Source organism: Apibacter sp. B2966 (genome assembly GCF_011082485.1).
Lineage (GTDB): Bacteria > Bacteroidota > Bacteroidia > Flavobacteriales > Weeksellaceae > Apibacter.
Window position 1 is genome coordinate 2,288,889 of sequence record NZ_CP049714.1, and the last position, 26,438, is coordinate 2,315,326.

The 26,438-nt window shown below is 32.1% G+C and carries 21 protein-coding genes, 2 tRNA genes, 1 rRNA gene, 1 other RNA gene and 1 other annotated feature; of the genes, 18 read left to right on the plus strand and 7 right to left on the minus strand.

What is annotated here, in order from left to right; genetic code table 11:
* Nucleotides 1-8: 8 nt before the first annotated feature.
* Nucleotides 9-1,115 (minus strand): F0F1 ATP synthase subunit A, encoded by a 1,107-nt coding sequence (gene atpB, locus G8C43_RS09790; RefSeq protein ID WP_255490379.1) that lies wholly within the window; start codon nt 1,113-1,115, stop codon nt 9-11.
* A gap of 108 nt (nt 1,116-1,223) precedes the next feature.
* On the minus strand, nt 1,224-1,418 hold the full coding sequence (locus G8C43_RS09795; protein ID WP_105296980.1) for an AtpZ/AtpI family protein: 195 nt from the start codon (nt 1,416-1,418) through the stop codon (nt 1,224-1,226).
* Nucleotides 1,419-1,612: 194 nt separating this feature from the next.
* On the opposite strand from G8C43_RS09795, the gene G8C43_RS09800 reads away from it, so the two are divergent.
* From G8C43_RS09800 to accC, 4 genes are all read left to right on the plus strand, one after another.
* A complete protein-coding gene (locus tag G8C43_RS09800; protein ID WP_160566773.1) occupies nt 1,613-2,092 on the plus strand; it encodes a YceD family protein in 480 nt (159 codons plus the stop codon).
* 33 nt (nt 2,093-2,125) lie between these two features.
* The gene (rpmF, locus tag G8C43_RS09805; protein ID WP_055425712.1) at nt 2,126-2,326 is read left to right on the plus strand and encodes a 50S ribosomal protein L32; all 201 of its coding nucleotides are present in this window, start codon (nt 2,126-2,128) and stop codon (nt 2,324-2,326) included.
* 123 nt (nt 2,327-2,449) lie between these two features.
* Entirely contained in the window at nt 2,450-2,923 is a 474-nt protein-coding gene (accB, locus tag G8C43_RS09810) for an acetyl-CoA carboxylase biotin carboxyl carrier protein (protein ID WP_160543074.1), read from the plus strand.
* 26 nt (nt 2,924-2,949) lie between these two features.
* Entirely contained in the window at nt 2,950-4,308 is a 1,359-nt protein-coding gene (accC, locus tag G8C43_RS09815; protein WP_166005668.1) for an acetyl-CoA carboxylase biotin carboxylase subunit, read from the plus strand.
* Nucleotides 4,309-4,410: 102 nt separating this feature from the next.
* Here the strand turns inward: accC and G8C43_RS09820 are convergent, their stop codons facing one another.
* Genes G8C43_RS09820 through G8C43_RS09830 form a run of 3 tightly spaced genes read right to left on the minus strand, consistent with a single transcriptional unit; the run spans nt 4,411 to nt 6,948 of the window.
* Nucleotides 4,411-4,968, minus strand: coding sequence for an IS1096 element passenger TnpR family protein (locus G8C43_RS09820; RefSeq protein ID WP_105296984.1), 558 nt, complete (start codon nt 4,966-4,968; stop codon nt 4,411-4,413).
* 5 nt (nt 4,969-4,973) lie between these two features.
* Nucleotides 4,974-6,392 (minus strand): CCA tRNA nucleotidyltransferase, encoded by a 1,419-nt coding sequence (locus G8C43_RS09825; RefSeq protein WP_166005669.1) that lies wholly within the window; start codon nt 6,390-6,392, stop codon nt 4,974-4,976.
* A gap of 7 nt (nt 6,393-6,399) precedes the next feature.
* Nucleotides 6,400-6,948 (minus strand): L-threonylcarbamoyladenylate synthase, encoded by a 549-nt coding sequence (locus G8C43_RS09830; RefSeq protein ID WP_160543093.1) that lies wholly within the window; start codon nt 6,946-6,948, stop codon nt 6,400-6,402.
* Between the two features lie 226 nt (nt 6,949-7,174).
* Here G8C43_RS09830 and secD point away from each other — a divergent pair, with 226 nt between their 5' ends.
* From secD to G8C43_RS09845, 3 genes are all read left to right on the plus strand, one after another.
* A complete protein-coding gene (gene secD, locus G8C43_RS09835; protein ID WP_160566762.1) occupies nt 7,175-10,042 on the plus strand; it encodes a protein translocase subunit SecD in 2,868 nt (955 codons plus the stop codon).
* A gap of 263 nt (nt 10,043-10,305) precedes the next feature.
* Nucleotides 10,306-10,599, plus strand: a complete 294-nt coding sequence (locus tag G8C43_RS09840) for a twin-arginine translocase TatA/TatE family subunit (RefSeq protein ID WP_255490380.1) — start codon at nt 10,306-10,308, stop codon at nt 10,597-10,599.
* Nucleotides 10,599-11,153 carry a phosphatase PAP2 family protein gene (locus G8C43_RS09845; RefSeq protein WP_166005670.1) on the plus strand — a complete coding sequence of 185 codons (555 nt, stop codon included), beginning with the start codon at nt 10,599-10,601 and terminating at the stop codon, nt 11,151-11,153. Before G8C43_RS09840 ends, G8C43_RS09845 begins: the two co-directional genes overlap by 1 nt.
* Nucleotides 11,154-11,191: 38 nt before the next feature.
* Here G8C43_RS09845 and G8C43_RS09850 read toward each other — a convergent pair whose 3' ends face one another.
* Nucleotides 11,192-12,424, minus strand: a complete 1,233-nt coding sequence (locus tag G8C43_RS09850; protein ID WP_166005671.1) for a nucleoside permease — start codon at nt 12,422-12,424, stop codon at nt 11,192-11,194.
* 998 nt (nt 12,425-13,422) lie between these two features.
* On the opposite strand from G8C43_RS09850, the gene G8C43_RS10025 reads away from it, so the two are divergent.
* Entirely contained in the window at nt 13,423-13,548 is a 126-nt protein-coding gene (locus G8C43_RS10025) for a hypothetical protein (protein ID WP_255490381.1), read from the plus strand.
* Between the two features lie 15 nt (nt 13,549-13,563).
* On the opposite strand, the gene G8C43_RS09855 is transcribed toward G8C43_RS10025, so the two are convergent.
* Entirely contained in the window at nt 13,564-13,806 is a 243-nt protein-coding gene (locus G8C43_RS09855) for a hypothetical protein (protein ID WP_166005672.1), read from the minus strand.
* A 1,373-nt stretch (nt 13,807-15,179) separates the two neighbouring features.
* Here G8C43_RS09855 and ffs point away from each other — a divergent pair.
* The 10 genes from ffs to G8C43_RS09905 all read left to right on the plus strand — a co-directional run bounded on the left by ffs (nt 15,180) and on the right by G8C43_RS09905 (nt 25,833).
* An RNA gene (gene ffs, locus G8C43_RS09860) (signal recognition particle sRNA small type) lies at nt 15,180-15,277 on the plus strand.
* A 64-nt stretch (nt 15,278-15,341) separates the two neighbouring features.
* Nucleotides 15,342-16,994 (plus strand): CTP synthase, encoded by a 1,653-nt coding sequence (locus tag G8C43_RS09865; RefSeq protein ID WP_160543081.1) that lies wholly within the window; start codon nt 15,342-15,344, stop codon nt 16,992-16,994.
* The gene (yidC, locus tag G8C43_RS09870) at nt 16,972-18,825 is read left to right on the plus strand and encodes a membrane protein insertase YidC (RefSeq protein ID WP_166005673.1); all 1,854 of its coding nucleotides are present in this window, start codon (nt 16,972-16,974) and stop codon (nt 18,823-18,825) included. Before G8C43_RS09865 ends, yidC begins: the two co-directional genes overlap by 23 nt.
* Before the next feature lie 98 nt (nt 18,826-18,923).
* Nucleotides 18,924-20,318 carry a class II fumarate hydratase gene (gene fumC / locus G8C43_RS09875; RefSeq protein WP_166005674.1) on the plus strand — a complete coding sequence of 465 codons (1,395 nt, stop codon included), beginning with the start codon at nt 18,924-18,926 and terminating at the stop codon, nt 20,316-20,318.
* Between the two features lie 359 nt (nt 20,319-20,677).
* On the plus strand, nt 20,678-21,670 hold the full coding sequence (pfkA, locus tag G8C43_RS09880) for a 6-phosphofructokinase (protein WP_160557897.1): 993 nt from the start codon (nt 20,678-20,680) through the stop codon (nt 21,668-21,670).
* A 49-nt stretch (nt 21,671-21,719) separates the two neighbouring features.
* A complete protein-coding gene (gene gap / locus G8C43_RS09885) occupies nt 21,720-22,730 on the plus strand; it encodes a type I glyceraldehyde-3-phosphate dehydrogenase (protein WP_160543085.1) in 1,011 nt (336 codons plus the stop codon).
* Nucleotides 22,731-23,109: 379 nt separating this feature from the next.
* Nucleotides 23,110-23,265, plus strand: a complete 156-nt coding sequence (rpmH, locus tag G8C43_RS09890) for a 50S ribosomal protein L34 (protein ID WP_055425699.1) — start codon at nt 23,110-23,112, stop codon at nt 23,263-23,265.
* A 684-nt stretch (nt 23,266-23,949) separates the two neighbouring features.
* Nucleotides 23,950-25,471: ribosomal RNA gene (locus G8C43_RS09895) — 16S ribosomal RNA — on the plus strand.
* A gap of 201 nt (nt 25,472-25,672) precedes the next feature.
* Nucleotides 25,673-25,746 (plus strand) — tRNA-Ile (locus G8C43_RS09900).
* Between the two features lie 13 nt (nt 25,747-25,759).
* Nucleotides 25,760-25,833, plus strand: a tRNA-Ala gene (locus tag G8C43_RS09905).
* 118 nt (nt 25,834-25,951) lie between these two features.
* Nucleotides 25,952-26,438, plus strand: a sequence feature (23S ribosomal RNA rRNA prediction is too short).

Genomic DNA, 26,438 nt, shown 5'->3' on the forward strand with positions numbered 1-26,438 from the left:
ATTAAAAATTAATGTTCTTCGTGATTATCTTCTGTTGCCATACCGAAATATAGTGCAGAAAGAGTTGTAAATATATATGCTTGTAAGGCAGTTACTAAAATTTCAATTACACTTATAAAGACTACTGCAATTATAGATACAGGAGCTACAAAATAAGATTTAAATATAAAAATTAAAGAAACTAAACTGATAATAATAATGTGTCCGGCGGTTATATTAGCAAATAATCGAACCATTAATGAAAAGGGTTTGGTAAAAATACCGATAACTTCAATGGGTGCTAAGAATAATTTCATCGGGACAGGTACGCCGGGAGTCCAAAATATATGTTTCCAGTAATTTTTATTTCCACTAATATTAGTAATTATAAAAGTGATAACAGCCAATGTAAAAGTAACAGCTATATTTCCAGTCAGATTAGCTCCAAATGGAAAAAATGGAATCAACCCCATAACATTGTTCAACCATATAAAGAAAAATACAGTTAACAAATAAGGCATATATTTTTTATATTTTTTTTCTCCGATATTTGGTATAGCTATTTCATCTCTTACAAATACAATCAAAGGTTCAACAACGGCAGCTACTCCTTTAGGAACTCCGGTATAAGATTTTGATTTATAATATCTTGCTGCTGAAATAAATACAATTAATAAAATCCCAAGGGAAAGCCACATAGAAAATATATTTTTAGTAATTGAAAAATCCCAAGGAGCTTTATTGATAGGATGATGTTGATCGTCCAAATGAACAATTTGGGATGATTCTGTTATATATTCCCCCGATGCATTTTTTTTGGTATTAGCATAATATATTTTTTCATGAAATTTAATAAATCTCATACCTTTTTTCTCTACCACTACTTCTCCATCATCATTTCCTTTAAATTCTTTAGAAGAAAACAGTACTAATCCATTATCAGTCCAGAGGATTACAGGTAAATAGAGTGTGACATCATCGCCCCATATTTCAAATTGATGAGAATCCTTAACATGGTGCATGGCAGTTTCAGTAGGATTAAATGTTTCTGAATCATTACTTTTAGTAGTACCCTCAGCAAAAGTGAAATTAAAGGTAAAAATTAAGACTAAAAAGCTAAATGCAAATTTTATCATATTTTTCTGATTCATGTATATGCAAATATAAATATTTTTAAAACACATTCCATGTGTATGATTTTTATCATATTTTAATGTTTGCTACTCAAGAAAATATGATTTATATTATTTTTGTTTTCTTGATACTTGGCGGATGATATTGATGAGTCCGATTCCTATTCCTAATAAGCTGAAAATTATTATAAATAAAGGTTTCATAGATAGATATTTTTCATCTAGATAATAACCAATTCCCGTGAAAATTAATATGGTTACCATGAGTTGAAAACCTAACCCTGAATAAAATGCATAATCTTTCATTGATAATTATTCTCTAACAAATTTATAAATTTTCAAAAGAATAATTATAAATATATACTAATAATAAATAAATTAGATAAATTTATTTTTATATACATTATATGGCAGTTTAACTAAATATCTTACATACAATTAAAAATAAATTAAAAATTTGTAGTTTTAATAACTAATACTTAACTTTGCAAACCATATTTATGGAAAGGTTACGCAATTATGATATTTTATTTTCATCATTAAAGCTTGGAAGTCATAGCTTTAAGATGAGTATTGAGCAACCATTTTTTGAATTGTTTGATTTCATACAGGAGTTTAAAAGTCCTAAAATTGAGGTTGACATTGAAATTATAAAACATTCTTCTTTTTTAGAATTAAAAGTAAAAACAGAAGGTGTTGTAGTTTTAGAATGTGATATATCCGGAGAAGAATATGAACAAGCCGTTAAAAATGAAATCAAAACATTAGTTAAGTTTGGAGAATCTTATGATGATAGTAATGAAGAAGTTTTAATTTTACCTTTAGGTTCTCATAGTATAAATGTGTCTCAATTAATTTATGAAAGTGTGCTTTTATCCATACCTATGAAACATGTTCATCCTAAATATTCCGAAGGATATGAGGACGAACATACCCATTTACTTGAAAAGTATGGCCTGTCTGATGAAGAAGGCGAATAAAATATAAAATAAAAAAATATTTAAGGAAGAATTATGGCACATCCTAAAAGACGTCAGTCATCTACAAGAAGAGATAAAAGAAGAACTCACTATAAAGCGTCAGTTCCTCAATTAGCTAAATGTTCAACAACCGGAGAATTGCACCTGTTCCATCGTGCATACTGGCATGAAGGAAAATTATACTACAGAGGAAAAGTAGTTATGGAAAAGGCTGTTGAAGAAGTTGAAGAGTAAATCTAAGTTAGTTAGAATCTAAAAATATAATACCATTTAATTTATTAGTTAAATGGTTTTTTTCTGTATAAAATTAATTTATTTCCTTTACATTTGGGAAAATTTAAATAAAAGCTCTAGCTCATGGACATTAAAGACATTCAAAATTTAATTAAATTTGTATCTAAATCAGATGTTGCAGAAGTAACATATAAGACAGAAGAATTTGAGATTTCCATTAAAACCAAAAGTGGTTCAGTAGTATATACACCGGAAGTTTCTCAACCAATACAAGCTGTGACAAATCATCCGGTAGCTTCTTTGCCAACTGTAACTAACCAATCAGTAGCTACCCAGAACGATGAAGATACATCTAAGTATGTAACTATAAAATCTCCAATGATTGGTACATTCTACAGAAAACCTTCCCCTGATAAAGAAGCATTTGTTAATATAGGAGACACTGTTAGTGCAGGCAGTATAGTTTGTGTGATAGAAGCAATGAAATTATTCAATGAAATAGAATCAGAAGTTTCAGGAAAAATTGTTAAATTTTTAGTTGATGATGCTTCACCCGTTGAATTTGACCAACCTTTATTCTTAGTAGATCCATCTTAAATAATCAAAATTAAAAGTTAAAGTGTATGTTTAAAAAAATTTTGATTGCTAATAGAGGAGAAATCGCTATGCGAATTCTTAGAACAGCAAAAGAAATGGGTATTAAAACGGTTGCTGTTTACTCTACGGCAGATGCTAAGAGCTTACATTTACGATTTGCAGATGAAGCAGTATGTATTGGACCTTCATCAAGTAAAGACTCCTACCTAAAACAATTGAATATTTTAGCAGCTGCAGAAGTTACTAACGCAGACGCTATTCATCCGGGATATGGTTTCCTTTCTGAAAATGCTAATTTTTCAAGATCTTGTCAAAAGATGGGAATTAAATTCATCGGTGGTACTCCTGAAAATATAGAAAGAATGGGAGATAAGGCTTCTGCAAAAGCAACCATGAAAGAGGCGGGAGTTCCCACTGTACCGGGTTCAGACGGTTTAATAAAATCGTATGAAGATGCTGTTAAAATTGCTAAAGAAATAGGATATCCTGTTATGCTTAAAGCAACAGCCGGAGGTGGCGGAAAAGGAATGAGAGCTATCTGGAAAGAGGAAAACCTTAAAAGTTCTTGGGAATCTGCAGTTCAAGAAGCCGAAGCTGCTTTTGGGAATGGGGGTATGTATATGGAAAAGCTTATTGAAGAACCTAGACATATTGAAATTCAAATAGCCGGAGATAAATATGGTAAGGCTATCCATCTTTCTGAAAGAGATTGTTCAGTTCAAAGACGTCATCAAAAATTAGCTGAAGAAACGCCTTCTCCATTTGTTTCAGAAGAATTACGTAAAAAAATGGGTGAAGCAGCTGTAAAAGCAGCAGAATATATAGGATATGAAGGAGTAGGTACAATTGAATTCTTAGTTGATAAACATGGAAATTTCTATTTTATGGAAATGAATACGAGGATTCAAGTTGAACATCCGATCACTGAACAAATTACCGACTTAGACTTATTAAAACTTCAAATAGAGTTAGCAGCAGGTGCTAAAGTTCCTAAAAATAATTTTTATCCGCAAAGACACTCCATAGAATGTAGAATTAATGCAGAAGATGTTTACAGTGATTTTCGTCCATCACCCGGAAAAATAATTACCTTGAATATTCCCGGAGGTAATGGAGTAAGAGTTGATACACATGTTTATTCAGGATATACAATTCCACCTTTTTATGATTCTATGATTGCTAAATTAATAGTAACAGCTCCTACACGAAGTGAAGCTATTATTAAAATGAAGAGAGCATTAGATGAATTTTATATTGAGGGGGTTAAAACTACTATTCCTTTACACAGACAGCTTATGGATGATCCAAATTTCTTGAAGGGAGATTATACGACCAAATTTATGGAAGATTTTGTTTTAGATAGAAAATACGAATACGATTTATAAGCTATATTATTAGTAAATTAATATATGAAATTTATATGTGAAAATTTATAAATTTAAAAGAAAAAAGGAAATTAAATTTTATTTAATTTCCTTTTTTAGTTTCTATAATTCATCCTCGTCTAGAAGTTCGTCATCATTATACGAATCATCATCATCGTCGTCATAGGAATCGTCATCGTCGTCAAATTTAATGTTCATGTCAACATCACCCACATCACTGAAATCGTCAATATTTGATGGTGAAGTAAACTTTTTATCAGGTGCTTTTAAAGGCATTTTACCAAAACGATACACCGTTAACGGATAAACACCTATCGCTTTTCTATCAATAATTTCTAACAATTCTACGTAAAAAGACCACATTTTCATAAAGTCATAAACAAATAACATTTTATCTCCGACTTTTGTAAAAACTTCTTTAATATATACGTCTGACATGGTCTCACCCTCGCCATCTTCATCCATATCTTCCAAAGGAATTTCTGTGCCTTGAGTCCAATTATCATCAGACTTATAAAATGAAGCTAACTCGTCACCTTGTAGACTAAAAGCACTTTTAATGCCTTCATATAAATTCCACAACGTTTGCAAATCCTTAATCTCAATGTCTCGAAAAACGTCCCCTTCTGTTTCAAGAATTACTCTAATCTTATAAATCATATAGTCTAGTTTTTACGTTTTAAATTTAATTTTTTTCCTAATTGTAACATATAGTTGTATGAGTTTTTATAGTCGTTTGTAATAGTGCCTTCTAATATACCTTCTTTGATTGCTTCCTTAATTGTACCAATTTGTTTTCCTTCAATAATTTCGAAAGCTTCCATAATATCATGTCCGGTAATAGGCGGTTGAAAATTTCTTATTTTATCTTTTTCTTCTACTTCCTTTATTTTTTCTTCAACGTAATCAAAATTTTGCTTGAAACGTGTTTGTTTCTTTATATTCTTTGTTGTGATGTCAGCTTTGCAAAGTAAAAATAAATCTTCCAAATCATCACCCATATCAAATAATAATCTTCTCAAAGCACTGTCCGATGCATCATCTGTAATAAGTGATATGGGACGCGAACTATTCTGAACTAGTTTTTGAACATATTTTAAAGGTTCGCCCAGAGGTAATTTTAATCTTTTAAATAGGGAAAGTACCATCTTACTACCCACAAATTCATGAGAATGAAATGTCCAACCTATTTTTTTATCAAATTTTTTAGTTCGAGCTTTACCAATATCATGTAATAAAGCAGCCCATCTTAACCATAAATTGTTTGTAGTTTTACTAATATTGTCAACTACTTCAAGAGTATGAAAAAAGTTATCTTTATGTTTTTGTCCCTCAACTTCTTCAATACCCTGCAAATCGGTTAGTTCCGGTAAAAATCGTTGTAAAAGATTTGCTTCATATAACAATTTCAGACCAATACTAGGTTGAGGAGACATCATAATTTTATTAAACTCATCCGTAATTCTTTCCTTTGATAAAATATCAAATCGTTCAGCATTTTCTTTAATCGCAAGAAAAGAAGACGATTCAATTGTAAAATTTAGCTGAGTTGCAAATCGTATGGCTCTAATCATTCGTAAGGGATCGTCTGAATAGGTAATTTCAGGATCTAAAGGCGTACGAATGATTTTTCTTTTTAAATCTTCTAATCCATTAAATGGATCGACCAATTCTCCAAAATTTTCTTCATTTAAGCTTATCGCTAATGTGTTAATAGTAAAATCCCTTCTATTCTGGTCATCTTCTATAGTACCCGTTTCAACAAAAGGTTTTCGGCTATCAAAAGAATAACTTTCTTTTCTCGCACCCACAAATTCAACATCATAATCCTTAACATGGATCATAGCGGTACCAAAACGTTTAAAAACGGATACTTTTGGTTTGGAATGTAGTTTATCTGCAACGGATAAAGCTAATTCAATACCGCTACCTTCAGTTACAATATCAATATCTTTAACTTTCGGTCTTTCCAAAAGGAGATCACGAACAAAGCCTCCGATAACAAAAGTTTGTTGTTTTTTGTCCGAAACAACATGGGTTATCAGTTTAAAAATAGGATTTTGTATTGCGTGGCTTAAATTCATTTAGTATCTATTCTCTAATTACTTTAATTCGTCCATCCTCAGATAGTTGTATTATGGAAGAAGATGCAAATTGCATATTTTCTTCGTGGCGCAAATTTATTATATAATCCACACCTTCCAAAATTTTGCAAGAAATTGATGAAAAATTTTCCGGAGATGGTTCACCACTGATGTTTGCAGAGGTCGACACCAAGGGTTTATTAAGTTTTGAAATTAATTTTTTACAAAAGGGATCCTGCGTTAAACGAATTCCTATAGTATTTTCATCAGAAATCAATAAAGCAGGCAAGTTTTGTGGTTTATCATATATTATGGTTAATGGCTTGTTTGCTAAATCAATCAAATCCCAAGCCAATGAAGAAACATTAACATATTCTTGAAGCCTTCTTTCAGATTCTACTAAAATAATTAAATTTTTAGATTTATCCCTATTTTTTAATTTGAAAACTTTTTCAATGGCTTCCTCATTGGTTGCATCACATCCAATACCCCAGATGGTATCGGTGGGATACAGAATAGTTCCTCCTTTTTTTAAAATTTCAACTGCTTTTTCAATTTCTTCCTTTTCCATAATTGTTTAAAATACAAATATAAAACGGCAAGGTTTTATAAAAATAATTTTTACCCTTTTTATTTATAAGTTTATTTTAAAATTTTATGCATATTATTGAAAGTATTTATTTTAATGAGCAAAAAAATATATAAATAATTGCCAGTCATCAAATAGACTGTTATATTTGCAAACCAAATAAAAATACATTATTTATAATTAAAACTTACCAATGAAAGGAAAAGGACTTGTTAAATTTTTTGCAATTGTTCTTGGGTTAATATGTTTGGCGGAATTATTCCCAACATTATATGTTAACCGTATAGAATCTAAAGCAAACAGTTTATCTAACGGAACGGAGGCGAGTAAAAAAGCTGAGCTTGATAAATTAGCTAAAGATACTTTGAATCTCGGAATAGTTAAGATGAATTATTATGATGCCAAGAAGAATGAAATGAAGTTAGGATTGGATCTTAAAGGCGGATTAAATCTATTATTAGAAATTTCCGAAAAAGATCTATTGTTGGATTTGGCAGATAATTCAGAAAATCCGGTATTTAGAAAAGCTTTAGATATAGCTACTTCGGAGGAAGTGAAATCCAGGGATACCTATACAGCTAATTTTTTTAAAGCATTTCAAACAGCTAAATCAGAATTAAATCAGCCAGATTTAAAATTATCCAGTCCTGATGTTTTTGGTACTAGAGATTTATCCAATCAAATTCAACATAACACAACTGACGAACAAGTTGAAAAATATATCTCCGGAGTTATTGAATCCAAAGTTACTAAAGCAATAGATGTTATAAGGGCCCGTATCAAAAAACTAAATATTGATGAACCCAATATTGCACGAGTACCCGGTACCGGTAGAATATTAGTGGAATTACCGGGAGTTACTGATGCTGATCGTGTAAAAAAATTACTTCAGACATCTGCGAGATTAGAGTTTTGGGAAGTGTATGATCAACCTACCGCATGGTCCTATCTAATGGATGTTAATTTAAAGGTTGCTAATAACAAATTAACTCCCTTATTGAAACCGTCTAATCGATCCAATGCATTAGCAGTTGCTAAATTATCTGATACAGCAGCAATTAATAAAGTTATATATTCAGATAAAGCTAAAAAATTATTACCGATTGGTTTACGATATATAAAATTATTATGGGCTTCTAAACCGGATTCCCAATCTAACAATGAGTTAGAATTATATGCCATTCGTGGAACTAAAAATAACAAAGCTCCTTTAGTCGGGGCAGTTACTGAAGCAGGTTTAACTTTCGACCAATTCAACAGAATACAAATAAGTATGCAAATGGGACCGGAAAGTGCCTTGGTTTGGAAAAATATGACTGAAAAAAATATTGGTAAACCCATTGCAGTTGTTCTTGATGATGTAGTTTATACTGCTCCTAATGTCAATTCAGTTATTCCAAACGGTCAATCAGTTATTAGCGGTAATTTTACAGAAAGAGAAGCTAACGATTTGGTTGATGTTTTAAAATCCGGTAATCTACCGGCAAAAGCAAAAATTATCCAATCAGAAATTGTAGGTCCAACTTTGGGTCAACAATCTATAAACAATGGATTAATATCTATAGTTGTTTCCTACTTGTTTATTTTAGGATGGATGATTTTTTACTATGGAAAAGCAGGTTTATACGCGAATATAGCTCTTATATTAAATTTATTTTATTTAATAGGTATTATGGCTTCCACGGGTGCTGTTTTAACTCTTCCCGGAATTGCAGGTATAGTACTTTCTATGGCAATGGCTGTAGATGCTAACATTATTATTTTTGAAAGAGTTAAAGAAGAGTTGAGACGAGGAAGACCTCTAAAGCAAGCATTTATTGAAGGACAAAAACATGCTTTGGCAGCAATTATTGATGGTAACTTAACTACATTAATTGTGGGTATCGTGCTTTTATTTAGCACCGGACCGATCAAAGGTTTTGCGGTTACCTTAGTTATAGGTATTTTCTGTACCTTATTTACTGCAATATTTATAACCAGTATGCTTATATATGGATCTATGGAAAAAGGTAAAAACTTTTCTTTAGCTACAAGCATAACTAAAAACTGGTTTACCAATGTTCATTTTAAATGGATGGAAAAAAGAAAATATGCTTATATTTTCTCATTGGTTATAATGGTTATTGCCTTGGTTTCCATGTTCACTAAAGGTTTTGATAAAGGGGTAGATTACACGGGAGGAAGAACTTATGTAATTAAACTGGAAAAAAATATTTATCCGGAAGAAGTAACCGAATCATTAGAAAAATTATTTACTACTGACGGAGAATCTTCGAATATTAATGCTAAAAAATATGGAGAAGGTAATCAAGTAAGAATAACTACTAAATATGGAATGGATAGTAATGATCCAAATATTGATGTGGTAATTCGTGAAAAATTATATACAGGATTAAAAAATTATCTTCCGGCTAATTATTCTAAAGAAAGTTTTGTAAAAGGTACTCCTTATGGAATTCAATCAAGTTCAGAAGTGGGTCCTACAGTAGCCAGTGGGATCGTTAGAAATGGAGTTATTGCCGTATCTATTGCATTAGCTGGTATTTTCATTTATATTTTGGTACGATTTAGAAATTGGCAAATGTCGACCGGTGCGGTTGCAGCCTTATTACATGACTCGATAGTTGTAATGGGTGCATTTTCCGTGTTGAGTTGGCTAAAAATCATACCTTTTTCCGTGGAAATAGATCAATCCTTTATTGCTGCTATTTTAACCATTATCGGTTATTCAATTAATGATACCGTAATTGTATTTGATAGGATTAGAGAAAATAAGAAAAATAATGCGCACCACTTAATGACTTTAGAGGAATTATATAACGATGCAATTAATCATACTTTAGGAAGAACTATTAATACGGGTGTTTCTACAATTATGGTAACAGTTATTATCTTCTTCTTCGGCGGTGAAACTTTACAAGGGTTTATGTTTGCACTATTTTTAGGATTTACATTTGGTATGTATTCATCTATATACATAGCATCTTCTTTATCTTATGATTTAACTAAATATAATTATGATAAAGAACATTCAAATACGAAAGTATCCACTATAAAATAAATATTTTATGTTGTAATAAAAAAAGGTCTTGAAATTCAAGACCTTTTTTTATAAACAATATGTATAGGGTTAGTGAATTTTGAATTTTACAGGATTGTTAGGCTTAAAATGATATTTCACACATAAAAATTCTCATTTATTATTTAAAATAATTATTACAAGCACTTATTAGAATTTAATTAATACGAATACGTTAAATTCATTTAAAATTGGACAATACATATGAGAAAGTTGTAAATTTGTAAAAAATAAATGTAGATATTGTGAGTTTTGGAGAAATTATAGTTATACTTTTAGTAGTGGTCTTATTGTTTGGCCCTGATAAGATTCCTGAAATAGCAAGAGGGTTAGGTCAGGGGGTACGTGCCATGAAAGATGCCACCGATAATATTAAAAGAGAAATCATGTCTCAAGTTGATGACAACGGATCAGTTAAAGAAATAGAAGATGAAATAAATGAGGCAAAAAAAAGTATGGATAAAAAGGTAAATGAGGCTACTGATCATTTAAATGATTTTATGGATGATACGTTCGATGGTCCTGTAAAAAGAAGTTAATGGATAAAATTATAAAATGGGATGAAGAATTATTTTTATATTTAAATAATTTAGGAAGCCCAAAATTTGATGCTTTTTGGTTATTTATAACTAATGAATACTATTGGATCCCTACATATTTTTTTATATTTTTAGTTATTTTAGAAAAATATGGATGGAAAAAAGTTCTTTTAGTCGGTTTAAGTATTGCTTTAATGATTTCTTTAACCGATTCTTTATCCTCATTGGTTAAGAATTGGATTCAGCGACCAAGACCTTGTAGAAATCCGGAATTAGAAGGGGTTTTTAGGCTAGTGATTGAAAAATGTAGGGGATCCTATTGCTATTTTTCCGCACATGCTGCCAATTCTTTTAGTTTAGCTACCTATTTAACTTTTCTTTTTAAAAAAGAATATAAATATTCATCCATTTTATTATTCTCTTGGGCTATTTTGGTATCTTATAGCAGAATATATGTAGGAGTACATTTTCCTCTGGATGTTCTTTCAGGAGCATTTATCGGCGTTTTAATAGGATGGTTATTTACTAAAACGCAAAAATTTATTCTTAAATAAAAATATTTTTAATAGTCCATTTTGAAAATATCTAATTCCTAAGAAGATTTTTTAGGGTTAAACACAAATGGGAAAATGATAAAAATTGTTAGAGAATAAGCTGCAAAAGTAAACCAAACATATGGCCAGTTGGTAATGCCATTGACTGTAAAATGCTCAACCACCCATCCACTACCGTAGCTTCCTAAAATAGCACCTAGTCCGTTCGTCATAATCATAAATAGTCCTTGAGCGCTGGAACGCATACTCTTATCAGTTTCTTTATCTACAAACAAAGATCCTGAAATATTGAAAAAATCGAAAGCCATTCCATAAACAATCATGGATAAAATTAAAAGATAAATTTTATTAGCCGGATTTCCTAATCCAAACAGTCCGAAACGTAGAAACCATGCAAACATACTTATCATAATCACCTTTTTGATTCCAAATTTTTGTAAAAAGAAAGGTATTAATAAAATACATAAAGTTTCAGAAATTTGTGATATTGATAGTAATAAGTTAGGGTGTTTAACGCCAAAAGAATCGGGATATGTGGATTTAAAACTATCTAAAAAAGGACCTCCGAAAGCATTGGTTATTTGGAGTGAACAACCTAACAGCATGCAAAAAAAGAAAAATATAGCCATTTTCCTATTTTTCAATAAAACAAAGGCATCCAGGCCTAGTGCATGTATTAATCCTTTCTTATTAACATTTTTACTTCGTGGTGTAGCCGGCATCGTAAAGGAATATAAGGCCATAATAATTCCGGCTCCCGCACTAATGAAAAGTTGAATAGAACTTCTGGCAAAACCTAAGAAATCTACCGTCCACATAGCTGCAATAAAACCAATGGTTCCCCAAACTCGTATAGGAGGAAAATCGGTAACCGAATTTAAACCATTTTTTTCAAGAGCATTATAAGAAACAGAATTAGTCAATGATATGGTTGGCATATAAAAGCAAGTATGCAGGAATAGCAAAAGATAAAATATATGGTATTCTTTAACTTGAGAGGCCATGAAAATAAATATGGCAGCTAGAATATGGCTTATACCTAATAATTTTTCAGCATTTATCCATCGGTCGGCAACTATACCCAATAAGCCGGGCATAAATAGAGAAGTAAAACCCATAGTTGCAAATAAACTTCCGATTTGGATTCCGGTAAATCCTAAACCACCCTCAGTTATAGGTAATCCGGCATATCCTCCCAAAGATATTAACCAAGAACCCCAAATATAATATTGAAGAAAAACAAGAATAATTAGCCGTAACTTTATGCTCATCTTTTTTTAGTATTTTGATATGTAGCTAAGATAGTAATTATTTTTATGAATGAAATAATTATAAGTAGTATTTAAAATTTAATTTAAACTTTTTAAAATAATTTTATCAACAGCAGAAACGTTTTTTTTCAAAAATTTTCATCATTCATCATTTATAATTTTTTATTGATTTTAGTATATGTGTGTAAATTTTATTAGTTTCTATTTGGTTGTGTCCTTAAAAACATTGCACCTGTTCGAGCAACATTCCGTATTCTTTAAAGTTGCGAGTTCCAACAGATAGACAAAATATTTTGAAGATTCCGCATTCTGCTGTTAATGCATTCTTTGCATAATAATTCTCCTTTTTTGAAGCTTCGCTCTAACTGTAAAATATATAATATTTTGCAATATTTTTGGCCTCAATTATCCGCAGAGTAAAGATTTACAGCAGCTGAAAGAAGAAGATAAGCAAACCATTTTTCGGCTTTTGGAAAAAATGTTAACCAATAAAAAGTTTAAAGACTTTTTTCAGAAAAACGCTGCTGCACGGTAAAACAAAAACTCCTCGCAAAGCGAGAAGTTTTTAGTTTAATGGTAAAATGCTGTTGTATATGATGTATAAAATTATATATCATATATATCAATTGAGTTACTTCTACTACTAATATAATAAATTTGATAAATCTTATATTTTTTATAATAAATATCAAGTTTAAAATAATGTAAAAAATTAAAAAACATATCCCAATAATATCTGAAAAGATATAATTGAAAATACTTTTAAATATCTGTTTTATAGGGTCTTAGAAAATTCGTAAATTCTTTTGTATTCTTCAGGGTATGTTCAAATACTAATTACCTCAGCTAAAATAATAATAAACAAAATCACACTTAATCCTACTAAAAATATGATTTCCATTTAAAAAATTTATTCATATTATTTAAATTAACGTGTACAGGAATGGCAGTATTTTATAATTACTTAGTGAATTGAAAAATTCTAGTCATTACTCATAATGTCTATACAGTCTGCACTACCCGGAGAACTTCCTCCGTGTATAAATATATTAGTTTTATCATATGAATTATATCCATTAATTTATTGTCCGGCAACTCCCCAAGCTATTGGTCATCTTGGCTAAGTTCCTTCCTTTATCTTATTTTTTTATTAACGAAATGGGATAAATAGAAACTAATGAAAGAGCAATTATAGAAAGAGCTATCTTTTTATTAATTTCTATTTTTTTTTTCAACTCTTTTACTTTTTTAATTTGATTTTCAGTTGGGTTTAATCCTTCCAATTGGGTTACATATTTTTCTGAAACACATAAATCAAGATATTTTAATTCAGACAATAATATTGTAATAAATAGTCCAATCATTAGTATTTTTTTTTTCATATCAATTTATTTAATTATTTAGGACCTCGAATACAACTCCACGTGATTTAATTCTTATACTGTTAATCCTGTAGTCCACCTTGCCAGAAATTCCCATCAGACAATACCGCTCCAAAGACTCTACTTACGCTTGCGAAAAATCGTAGAATCTTAGTTTATTAATTATTTTAGTAAATGTTAAATATGATATTATATTATTATAATATTAAGTTTGTGTATTAATTCATAGTAATTAAAATTGTAATAATTAATATTAAATTTATTATATAAAAATAGTTTGTTTTTAATAATATTCTCCATATATAAAATAATATAAATATGATACTTATTATATATAATAATTTTTTGGCATAAATTATTGGAGAAATAATACTATATCCTGTATTAATTTTATATGGTTTGTAATAAATATATTTTGAAAAGAAAACTGTAATGAGCATCATTAATAAATACAATCCAAATGATAGTAATATTTTAATTAGTTTTTTTTAAAATCCACAACCAGCTGTTAATTTATTATTATTTTTAATCCGTTGTTTATACTATTCTTTTAACAATTTTAGTATCATTTTAATCATTGAATTTAAAAGTAAGTGGTTTTAACTTTTTTTCTTCTCCATTTTCCACTTTAATAATACGTAGACGCTCATTATATCATGTGTTATAGGATATTTTTGATAAACACCTGTGTAAGAAGAAAACACAACTAGTTGAGATACAAATTTTTTATTTATGTATTCAAAATCCTTTTTTTATGATTTAATAAGATATTTTCTTTATTTTAACGAAAAATTAATATAATAGTATGTATCTGTGAAAAGTGATCTCCCTCCGTAGGAAACACGTTTAATATTATAAGGAGTACCAAAATCTAATAAATATTCATAAAGAATTTTATTTCCTATAGAATCAATAAATGTTGAAATATAATGTTGGACATGCACTAATTCTTAGTATTTTCCAATTTTACCATCAGGATAATTTACAATAAAAGAATAACTGTTTTCTTTATTTTTTAAATTTTAATTTTAGAAAAGAATAAAGTTTCAAAGTAGTTGGGATTGATTCGAAACAATTGCTGCCCATCAATATAAAAAGGATCTTTACAAGTAAACTGAGGTCCTCGTGTAATATCGTTGTTCCTCCTTGGCTAATCAAAGAAAGAATCTTCTGAGTTAGTAAGAGGATATCTGGATTGAATATTTAGTTTAGGTAAGGAACTTTCGCAAAAAAGGCTCAATACCGAATTAACATATTTAAATCCGGACATCAAAATATAATTATCCTGATTTATAAGTTCGGGTTTAGGAAAAAATATTATTCAAAAAAGCCTTATAATTTTGTATTATTTATAAAAAGTTATACTTTTGCACCGGCAAGTCCTGCACAACCAGCTCCTGTGAATCCTCCAGGGTGGGAACGCAGCAAAGGTAAATGGTTGTAGCGGTGTGATGCAGGTAGCTTGCCTTTTTTTATTGGTACTGACTGAACTATTCTAAACTATATAAACTAAATTTTTTCTAAACTTTAAAATTATGTCTGACCAATCTTCTCCAAAGTATATATTTGTTACAGGTGGTGTTACTTCTTCACTTGGAAAGGGAATTGTCGCTGCATCTTTAGGAATGCTTTTAAAAGCCAGAGGTTACAAAGTAACCATTCAAAAACTCGATCCATATATTAATATTGATCCGGGAACACTAAATCCCTATGAGCATGGAGAATGCTATGTTACTGAAGATGGAGCTGAAACTGATTTAGATTTAGGGCACTACGAAAGATTCTTAAATAGTCCTACCAGCAAAGACAACAATGTTACTACCGGAAAAATTTACCAAACAGTTATTGATAAAGAAAGAAGAGGAGACTTTTTAGGAAAAACTGTACAGGTAATTCCTCATATTACTAATGAGATAAAAAGAAGAATTAAAATATTAGGCAAAAAAGGAGATTTTGACATCATAATTACCGAAATAGGAGGAACGGTAGGAGATATTGAATCTTTACCTTATGTTGAAAGCGTACGTCAATTACGCTGGGAATTAGGATATCAAAATTCGATTGTTGTACACCTAACATTAATTCCATATTTAGCAGCCAGTGGAGAGTTAAAAACTAAACCTTCTCAACATTCCGTACGTCAACTTATGGAATATGGAGTACAAACCAATTTTCTGGTATGTAGGACAGAATGCTCAATATCTAAAGAAGTACGCTCCAAATTAGCATTATTCTGTAACCTTAATATTGATAATGTAATTGAAAGTAAAGACCTTCCTACCATCTATGAAGTTCCTTTATATCTGCAAAATCAGAATTTTGATGCATTAGTGTTAAAAGAATTAGGTTTATCCACAGATAAAAAACCGGATTTAAAACAATGGAATGATTTCCTGGATAAATATAAAAATCCGAAGAGTAATGTTGAAATAGCTTTAGTTGGTAAATATGTATCTCTTCAAGATTCCTATAAATCTATTGTAGAAGCTTTAATACATGCAGGAGCTACTTTAGAAACTAAAGTAAATATTCGTTGGATATACAGCGGAGATCTTACTTATGAAAATATTTCCGATTATTTAAAAGGTGTGGATGGAGTTATAATAGCTCCCGGATTCGGAGATCGAGCAATTGAAGGAAAAATTATAGCCTGTCAATACGCTAGAGTTAATAAAATACCTGTATTAGGAATCTGTCTAGGTATGCAAATTGCGGTCATTGAATTTGCTAGAAATGTACTTGGATATAAAGATGCAGATAGTGTTGAATTTAACTTGCATACCTCAGCTCCGGTTATCTGTTTAATGGAAGAACAAAAAAATGTCACCAATAAAGGAGGCACTATGAGACTGGGAGCATGGGCATGTAAACTTAAAAAAGGCTCTATAGCAGAAAAAATCTACAATGCACAAAATATAGAAGAACGACACAGACATAGATACGAGCTTAACAATGAATATATAAGTGAGTTTGAAAACAATGGTTTAGAAGCCATTGGAACTAATCCTGATACAGGGTTGGTGGAAGTTATACAAGTAAAAGATCATCCATTCTTTATAGGAGTACAATACCATCCGGAATATAAAAGTACGGTAGCTTCTCCCCACCCATTATTTTTAGCATTAGTTAAAGCATCTCAAAATTATCAGATAAACAAAGTAAAGAATGCAACAGGAAAGCAAATTTGATAAAAACCAGCTGATTGGTTTTATTCTTATAGGGATTATTTTAATTGGATTTTTAATATATTCCAATAACCAACAAAAACAGGCGATAGATGAAGCCCAAAAATCCGAACAGCAACAAATCAAATCTGAAAATATCTCTCAGAATACCAATGATAAGTCAGCACCCGTAAAGTTAGACTCACTTGCTCAGGCTAAGGTAGAATTATTACCTTTTTCAAATGATGAAATAGAAGTTAAAGTCAGCACACAAGGAGCTCAACTACGTGAAGTACGTTTAAAAAAATGGACGGCTTATGATAAGGATACAACCCTTCACAAAAAACCTTTATATCTTGTAAATAATGAAAATACCGATTTCAATATTTCATTTAAAGATAAGGCAGGTAAAATAATTAATACAAGAGATTTAGTTTTTACACCATCAACTGAAGGAAATGTAACCGTTTTAACTGCGAATTTAGATAATACGAGTTTTATTCAATTTCGTTATGCACTGAAAGGAAAATATTCTTTAGATTTTCAGGTTGTATCGAAAGGATTATCAAAAATTACCTCCCAGCAAGATGCCGAATTATATTGGAATCAAAATGCGATCGCTCTTGAAAAAGGAAAATCACAAGAAACCACTTATACAGAGTTTAGATACAGTTTAAACGATTATTCTCAAACTGATTACGATACAAACGGATTTACAGAAGATAAAGACAAAATAGATTGGATTAGTGTTAAACAACAATTCTTTGCAACTATTTTAGAAGCACAGAACGGATTTTACAAATCCAAAGGTACACAAGAAGCAGAAAGAGATAACCCTGATTATCTTAAGAATTTTACGTTTACAAGTATAGTTCCTATCCAACAAGGAGAAATTAATCAAAAATATACTTGGAATTTTCTACCCTTAGATTATGATCTATTGAAATCTTACAAAGCAGATAATGGAAACAGTAAACAGTTTTCATACAACATTCCATTTGGATGGATGAAATGGCTTTGCATATTTTATTTATGGATTTATGAATTTTTATCAAAATTCGGTATTGCAGCAGGGTGGATAATTTTCTTAATGACCATCGTGGTAAAATTAGTTACCTCTCCTATTATGTATAAACAATACATTCAGGGAGCAAAAATGCGAATTTTAAAACCGGAAATTGACGAATTAAACGAAAAGCACAAAAATTCAGATCCGATTAAAAAGCAACAAGCTACGATGGAATTATATAGAAAAGTAGGGGTTAATCCACTAGCAGGATGCTTACCGGCATTAATACAAATACCTATTTTCTATTCATTATTTAGATTTTTCCCGAATAATATAGCTTTAAGAGGACAGTCCTTCCTTTGGGCAGATGATCTGACCGCTTATGATTCTATTTATGAATGGACAACACATATTCCAATTTTATCAAGTATTTACGGAAATCACATAAGTCTGTTTACGATATTATACTGTTTAGTATTATTAATTTACACTAAAATGTCAACCTCTACCATGCAGGCACCTACACAAGAAGGAATGCCGGATATGAGGTTTATGATGTATTTGATGCCGGTTATGTTTATATTTTGGTTAAATTCATATGCATCAGGTCTCTCTTGGTATTATTTAGTATCCAATGCTATAAATATACTTTTAATCTTATTGATTAAAAACTTTATGATCAATGAAGAAAAGTTGCATGCTAAGATGCAAGAGAATAAAACAAAGCCGGGTAAGAAAAAAAGTAAATGGCAGCAAAAAATGCAATCCATGTTGGAACAAGCCCAAGAGCAACAAAAACAGATTCAAGAACAAAAAATGAATCAAAATAAAAATAAGAAAAAGTAAATCAATCCTATAATAGAAGTAATAAAATCAGCCTTTTTGGCTGATTTTTTATTTTTGTATGATTTTTGAAAGATTCATATAAAATAAAAAACATAACCATGAATTACCGTATAGAGAAAGATACTATGGGAGAAGTACAAGTTCCCGCTGACAAATATTGGGGTGCCCAAACTGAAAGATCAAGAAATAATTTTAAGATAGGACCGGAAGCGTCAATGCCCAAAGAGATAATTGAAGCATTTGCCTATCTAAAAAAAGCGGCCGCATATGCTAATACTGATTTAGGAGTATTACCTTCAGAAAAAAGAGATTTAATAGCCAAAGTATGTGATGAAATCAGTAAAGGAGAATTAAATGACCAATTCCCGCTTGTTATATGGCAAACCGGTTCAGGAACTCAATCCAATATGAATGTCAATGAAGTAATATCTAATCGAGCATTGGTATTAGGTGGAGGTAAACTAGGTGAAAAGAGTCCCATTCATCCTAATGACGATGTAAATAAATCCCAATCATCTAACGATACCTTCCCAACAGCAATGCATATTGCAGCCTATAAAAAGGTAGTAACACATACCTTACCGGCAGTTGAAAAATTAAGAGATACATTGTTAAAAAAATCAGAGAAATTTAAAGATGTAGTAAAAATAGGTAGGACCCATTTAATGGATGCCACCCCCTTAACTTTAGGACAAGAGTTTTCCGGATACGTAGCTCAATTGGATCATGCTATTAAAGCTATAAAAAATACCCTGACGCATTTATCAGAATTAGCTTTAGGAGGAACAGCTGTAGGGACAGGATTAAACACTCCTAAAGGTTATGATGTCAAAGTTGCAGAATACATATCTAAATTTACCGGATTGCCATTTTTTACTGCACCCAACAAATTTGAAGCATTAGCAGCTCATGATGCAATAGTTGAAACACACGGAGCACTAAAACAATTAGCCGTTTCACTGTTTAAAATAGCTCAAGACATACGATTACTTGCATCCGGACCTAGAAGCGGAATAGGAGAATTATTTATACCGGAAAATGAACCAGGATCTTCCATTATGCCGGGCAAAGTAAACCCTACACAAAATGAAGCAATGACCATGGTATGTGCTCAAGTATTGGGTAATGATACAACTATCTCTTTTTCCGGTACACAAGGAAACTATGAACTCAATGTTTTTAAACCGGTTATGGCCTATAATTTTTTACAATCTGCCCAACTATTGGGAGATGCTTGTAAATCATTCAACGATCATTGTGCCATCGGAATTGAGCCTAATTACACAAGAATAAAAGAACTCGTTAATAATTCCCTAATGTTGGTGACAGCCTTAAATACACATATAGGGTATGAAAATGCTGCCAAAATTGCTAAAACAGCACATAAAAACGGAACAACATTAAAAGAAGAAGCAATTAATTTGGGTTTAGTAACTGCCGAACAATTTGATCAATGGGTTAGACCGGAAGACATGGTAGGAAGTTTAAAATAATAAAAAAAATTTATGAAAATCAGCATAAATGATTTTTTATTTTACGACTACGAAGCTGTATAAATGTTGAATTATAAAGGAATATGGTATTATTTTTGATATACAAAATTGTAAATTATCAATACAATTTATTATACTAATAACTTCGTAATATATCTAATTTAAAATGTGGATATAAAATAAATAAGTTACCTTAAAATTAAGGGTGATAGCTACAAAATTAAGAAAAAATTAATTTTAAATCAATATAAAATCACATGATATATATTTTATTATATATGTCCTTTTCTTAATGCATAATCCACAAATGATTAGTATATTTGTATGATCTTAGAATGTAAAAATCTATATAAAAAAACATGTCTAAAAACACAAATAAAATTAAGAAAATAGGTGTCTTAACCTCAGGAGGAGATTCTCCCGGGATGAATGCTGCCATAAGATCAGTTGTAAGAGCAGCTAATTATTATGGAATAGAATGCTGTGGAATACGAATGGGATATGATGGGCTGATTAATGATATGGTTGTTGATTTAGGTCCTCGTTCAGTAAGAAATTTAATAAATAGAGGAGGAACTGAGCTCAAATCTGCACGTTCCGATGAATTTAGAACTATTGAAGGAAGAAATAAAGCAGCAGAAACAGTAAAAAAACATAATATAGATGCATTAGTAGTCATCGGAGGAGATGGATCTTTCACAGGTGGAACTGTTTTCCAAAAAGAACAAGGAGTACCTTTTATTGGAATTCCCGGAACTATCGATAACGATATATTCGGTACAGATTTTACCTTAGGCTATGATACAGCATTAAATACCGTCGTTGATGCAATCGATAAAATCCGAGATACAGCAACTTCGCATAATAGAGTTTTCTTTGTAGAAGTTATGGGAAGGGATGCCGGATTTATTGCTTTAAACAGCGGTATAGCTACCGGAGCATTGGATATACTTATACCTGAACAAAAAGATAGTATTGAAGATTTATTTTCTTCTTTCGACAATGCAAAACAAAAAGGAAAAACATCCAGTATTGTAGTAGTAGCTGAAGGAGAAAAATTAGGAGGAGTATATGATTTGGCTAAATTCACTAAAATGAAATATCCGGAATTTGACGTTAAAGTTACCGTTTTAGGTCATATTCAAAGAGGAGGATCTCCTACAGTTGCCGACAGAGTGTTGGCTTCAAGGTTAGGTGTTGCTGCAGTTGAAGGATTAATGGCGGGTAGATCTAATGTAATGGCAGGAATGCAATCGAGCAAGATCGTTTTTACTCCTATAGAAGAAGCAATTAAAAAGCATAATGAAATAGATAAGGATCTAATAAAAGTAGCAGATATCTTATCTACATAGATAAAATAAAAAAATTAATTTAGAAACAAACTTAAAAAAGTAAAGTATTATGTCAAAAATTAAAATTGGTATCAATGGTTTTGGTCGTATAGGACGATTAGTATTTCGTGCGGCTCAACATAATGAAAATATTGAAGTTGTAGGAATTAATGACCTTATTGATGTTGAATATATGGCTTATATGCTAAAATATGATACTGTTCATGGTAAATTCGATGGAACGATTGAAATTAAAGATGGTAAATTAGTAGTAAATGGAAATGCAATTAGAGTAACTGCTGAAAAAAATCCTGCAGATCTTAAATGGGGTGATATCGGAGCAGAATATATAGTAGAATCAACAGGTTTATTCCTTACAAAAGATAAAGCACAAGGTCACATCGACGCCGGAGCAAAATATGTAGTAATGTCTGCTCCATCTAAAGATGATACCCCTATGTTTGTATGCGGAGTAAACGATAATACCTATGTAAAAGGTACTCAATTTATTTCTAACGCATCTTGTACAACAAACTGTATATCTCCGGTAGTTAAAGTATTACATGAAAAATTTGGTATTTTAGAAGGATTAATGACTACAGTACATGCTACTACTGCTACTCAAAAAACAGTTGACGGACCATCAGCAAAAGATTGGAGAGGAGGTAGAGCAGCAGCAGGAAATATAATTCCATCTTCAACTGGAGCTGCTAAAGCAGTTGGAAAAGTAATTCCTTCTTTGAACGGAAAATTAACAGGTATGGCATTCCGTGTACCAACTTTAGACGTTTCAGTAGTTGACTTAACAGTAAATTTAGCTAAAGAAACAACTTATGATGAAATCTGTAAAGCAATGAAAGAAGCATCAGAAGGTGAATTAAAAGGAATTTTAGGATATACCGATGAAGAAGTTGTTTCTTCTGACTTTATTACAGATCCACGTACATCAATCTTTGATGCAAAAGCAGGGATACAATTAAGCCCTAAATTTGTTAAAGTAGTGAGCTGGTATGATAATGAGTGGGGATATTCTAACAAAGTTGTTGAATTGATTCAAAGAATTGCTAAAATTAACGGGTAATATTCATATTACTACTTTATAATGAATTGAAAAAGCTATCATTAATGATAGCTTTTTTTATTGATAAGTATAAAATTGATTTCACGAAAACAAAATATAAGTTACCTTAATATAAAAGAACAATCAAAATTTATTCTTTCTTGACAGAACATATAAAAATAACAACTAAGAAAAAGTTTACTATATAGTTATATGTCATGTAAAGAGAAGAAATAACCTACAATAACCTTGTTTATGACTATAAACCTATAACTACCTTACGGTTACACCTAAAATTTTTTACACAAAAAAACAATTAAAAGTAGGAATATAAAAAATAAATGCTATCTTTGCAACCTCGAAAAAGATTAACGAATATAAAGATATAAGATAACAACCGATGAAACGTACATTTCAACCTTCAGAAAGAAAGAAAAGAAACAAGCATGGTTTTCGTGAAAGAATGGCATCAGCTAACGGAAGAAAAGTCTTAGCAAGACGTAGAGCAAAAGGAAGAAAGCAATTAACTGTTAGCGAATACAGAGCTAAAAGATAATCTGCTAGAACATATCTGAAAAATTAAAAAGACTGCTATGATAAATAAGCAGTCTTTTTTGTTATATATAGTTTATATATCTTTTTAGGTTTAATTTTATATAATAGTTTATTTAGCAAAAGACTTTAATAACTTGTTCGATATATATTATTATAAATTACAAAACAAAAAGCTATTCAGTTAAAGTAATAGTAAAGTGTACTGTCTACTATATATAAAAAAGTACTTGAATAAAAACATTAGAGGAAAGGAATTCAAAACTATCAATTAGAGTATACAACCTATAAAGTTAGTAAAATAGAAAAGAATAAGAACGAGCCCATAAGGTCCAATACGAATGATGAGGAGAGAAGCAGGAATAAATAGAAAAAAATTAAAAATTTTTTTGGAGGTTAAGTGGTTCGTATTCAGTATATTAATGATTATTTAGCAAAAAAGATTAAAAAAAGATTAAAAAAAAACTTGCGGGGAAAGAAAAAGTAGCTATCTTTGCACCCGCAAGTCAGGAACAACGAAAGAGAAAAACAGAAGATGAGGGACCTGATTAGCGCAAAAGATCGTTGAAATAAAAAGTTTTTTAAACAAAGCTTACGAAAGATAAAAAGTAGCAAAACACAACCTGGAAGAAAAGAGATTCTTTTGAGTTAGGGAAAAAGCCTTGAAATTGATAATAACAAAGAAATTACAATGGAGAGTTTGATCCTGGCTCAGGATGAACGCTAGCGGGAGGCCTAACACATGCAAGCCGAGGGGTATTTTGGAGCTTGCTTCAAGAGAGACCGGCGTACGGGTGCGTAACGCGTATGCAACTTACCTGTATCACCGGGATAGCCCGGGGAAACCCGGATTAATACCGGATAACATATCAGTCAGCATTGGCAGATATTAAAAGATTAATCGGATACAGATAGGCATGCGTAGGATTAGTTAGTTGGTAAGGTAACGGCTTACCAAGACGATGATCCTTAGGGGGCCTGAGAGGGTGAACCCCCACACTGGAACTGAGACACGGACCAGACTCCTACGGGAGGCAGCAGTGAGGAATATTGGACAATGGGTGAGAGCCTGATCCAGCCATCCCGCGTGAAGGACGACAGCCCTATGGGTTTTAAACTTCTTTTGTATGGGAATAAACCACATTACGTGTAATGTTCTGAAGGTACCATACGAATAAGCATCGGCTAACTCCGTGCCAGCAGCCGCGGTAATACGGAGGATGCGAGCGTTATCCGGATTTATTGGGTTTAAAGGGTCCGTAGGCGGGTTGATAAGTCAGCGGTGAAAACCTGCAGCTTAACTGTAGAACTGCCGTTGATACTGTTAATCTTGAATAGTATTGAAGTAGCTGGAATGTGTAGTGTAGCGGTGAAATGCATAGATATTACACAGAACCCCGATTGCGAAGGCAGGTTACTAAATACCGATTGACGCTGATGGACGAAAGCGTGGGGAGCGAACAGGATTAGATACCCTGGTAGTCCACGCCGTAAACGATGGATACTCGTTGTTGGGGATTAACTTCTCAGTGACTAAGCGAAAGTAATAAGTATCCCACCTGGGGAGTACGACCGCAAGGTTGAAACTCAAAGGAATTGACGGGGGCCCGCACAAGCGGTGGAGCATGTGGTTTAATTCGATGATACGCGAGGAACCTTACCAGGGCTTAAATGGGAATTGACGTACTTAGAAATAAGTATTTCTACGGACAATTTTCAAGGTGCTGCATGGTTGTCGTCAGCTCGTGCCGTGAGGTGTCAGGTTAAGTCCTATAACGAGCGCAACCCTTATCATTAGTTGCCAGCGATTAAAGTCGGGAACTCTAATGAGACTGCCGGTGCAAACCGCGAGGAAGGTGGGGATGACGTCAAATCATCACGGCCCTTACGCCCTGGGCCACACACGTGCTACAATGGCCGGTACAGAGGGCAGCTACTGGGCAACCAGATGCGAATCTCAAAAGCCGGTCTCAGTTCGGATTGGAGTCTGCAACTCGACTCTATGAAGCTGGAATCGCTAGTAATCGCAGATCAGCCATGCTGCGGTGAATACGTTCCCGGGCCTTGTACACACCGCCCGTCAAGCCATGGAAGCTGGGGGTACCTGAAGTCGGTGACCGTAAAAGGAGCTGCCTAGGGTAAAACTAGTGACTGGGGCTAAGTCGTAACAAGGTAGCCGTACCGGAAGGTGCGGCTGGAACATCTCTTTTTTAGAGCAAAAAGTCAAAACAAGGAATAAAAACCCCAAAAGAAGCTAACAACTTCCAGGTGTTTCCTACTTAAACAAATAAAAAAGTAAGTAAAAAGTTAAAAAACACAAGATATATAACACCCCTGAAAAGCCCCTGTAAGGAAAAGGTAAGACATAAGAAGAAGAGTAAAAGGAGCAACGAGGAAAATAAAAATCAATCAGTCTCATAGCTCAGCCGGTTAGAGCGCTACACTGATAATGTAGAGGTCGGCAGTTCGAGTCTGCCTGAGACTACAAAGGGAAACAAGGGGAATTAGCTCAGCTGGCTAGAGCGCCTGCCTTGCACGCAGGAGGTCAAGGGTTCGACTCCCTTATTCTCCACAAGGTTCTAAAAACGAAAGAAGTAGTAAAAAAGAACCAGTGTTATATACGGATCATTGACATTATTGGGATTTTATATAAAAAAATAAACCGAGCGGCCAATATAATTGGCTAAGGAAAAGAAATCGTTAAGGGCGTATGGCGGATGCCTAGGCTTCAAGAGGCGAAGAAAGACGTGGTAAGCTGCGAAAAGCTGCGGGGATTGGCACACACGAAGTGATCCGCAGATGTCTGAATGGGGCAACCCACTATACAAGAGTATAGTATTCCCGCAAGGGAAGGCAAACCTTCCGAACTGAAACATCTAAGTAGGAAGAGGAAAAGAAATCAACCGAGATTCCGAGAGTAGTGGCGAGCGAAATCGGAATAGCCCAAAAGTATGTAATTAGATAGCAGAATGTTTTGGAAAGAACAACCGAAGAAGGTGAAAGTCCTGTAAGTAAAATCTGGATATGTATGAAAAAGAGTAGGGCGGGACACGTGAAATCCTGTCTGAACATGGGGGACCATCCTCCAAGGCTAAATACTCCTTGAAGACCGATAGCGAACAAGTACCGTGAGGGAAAGGTGAAAAGTATTTCGAAAAGAAAGATGAAAGAGACCCT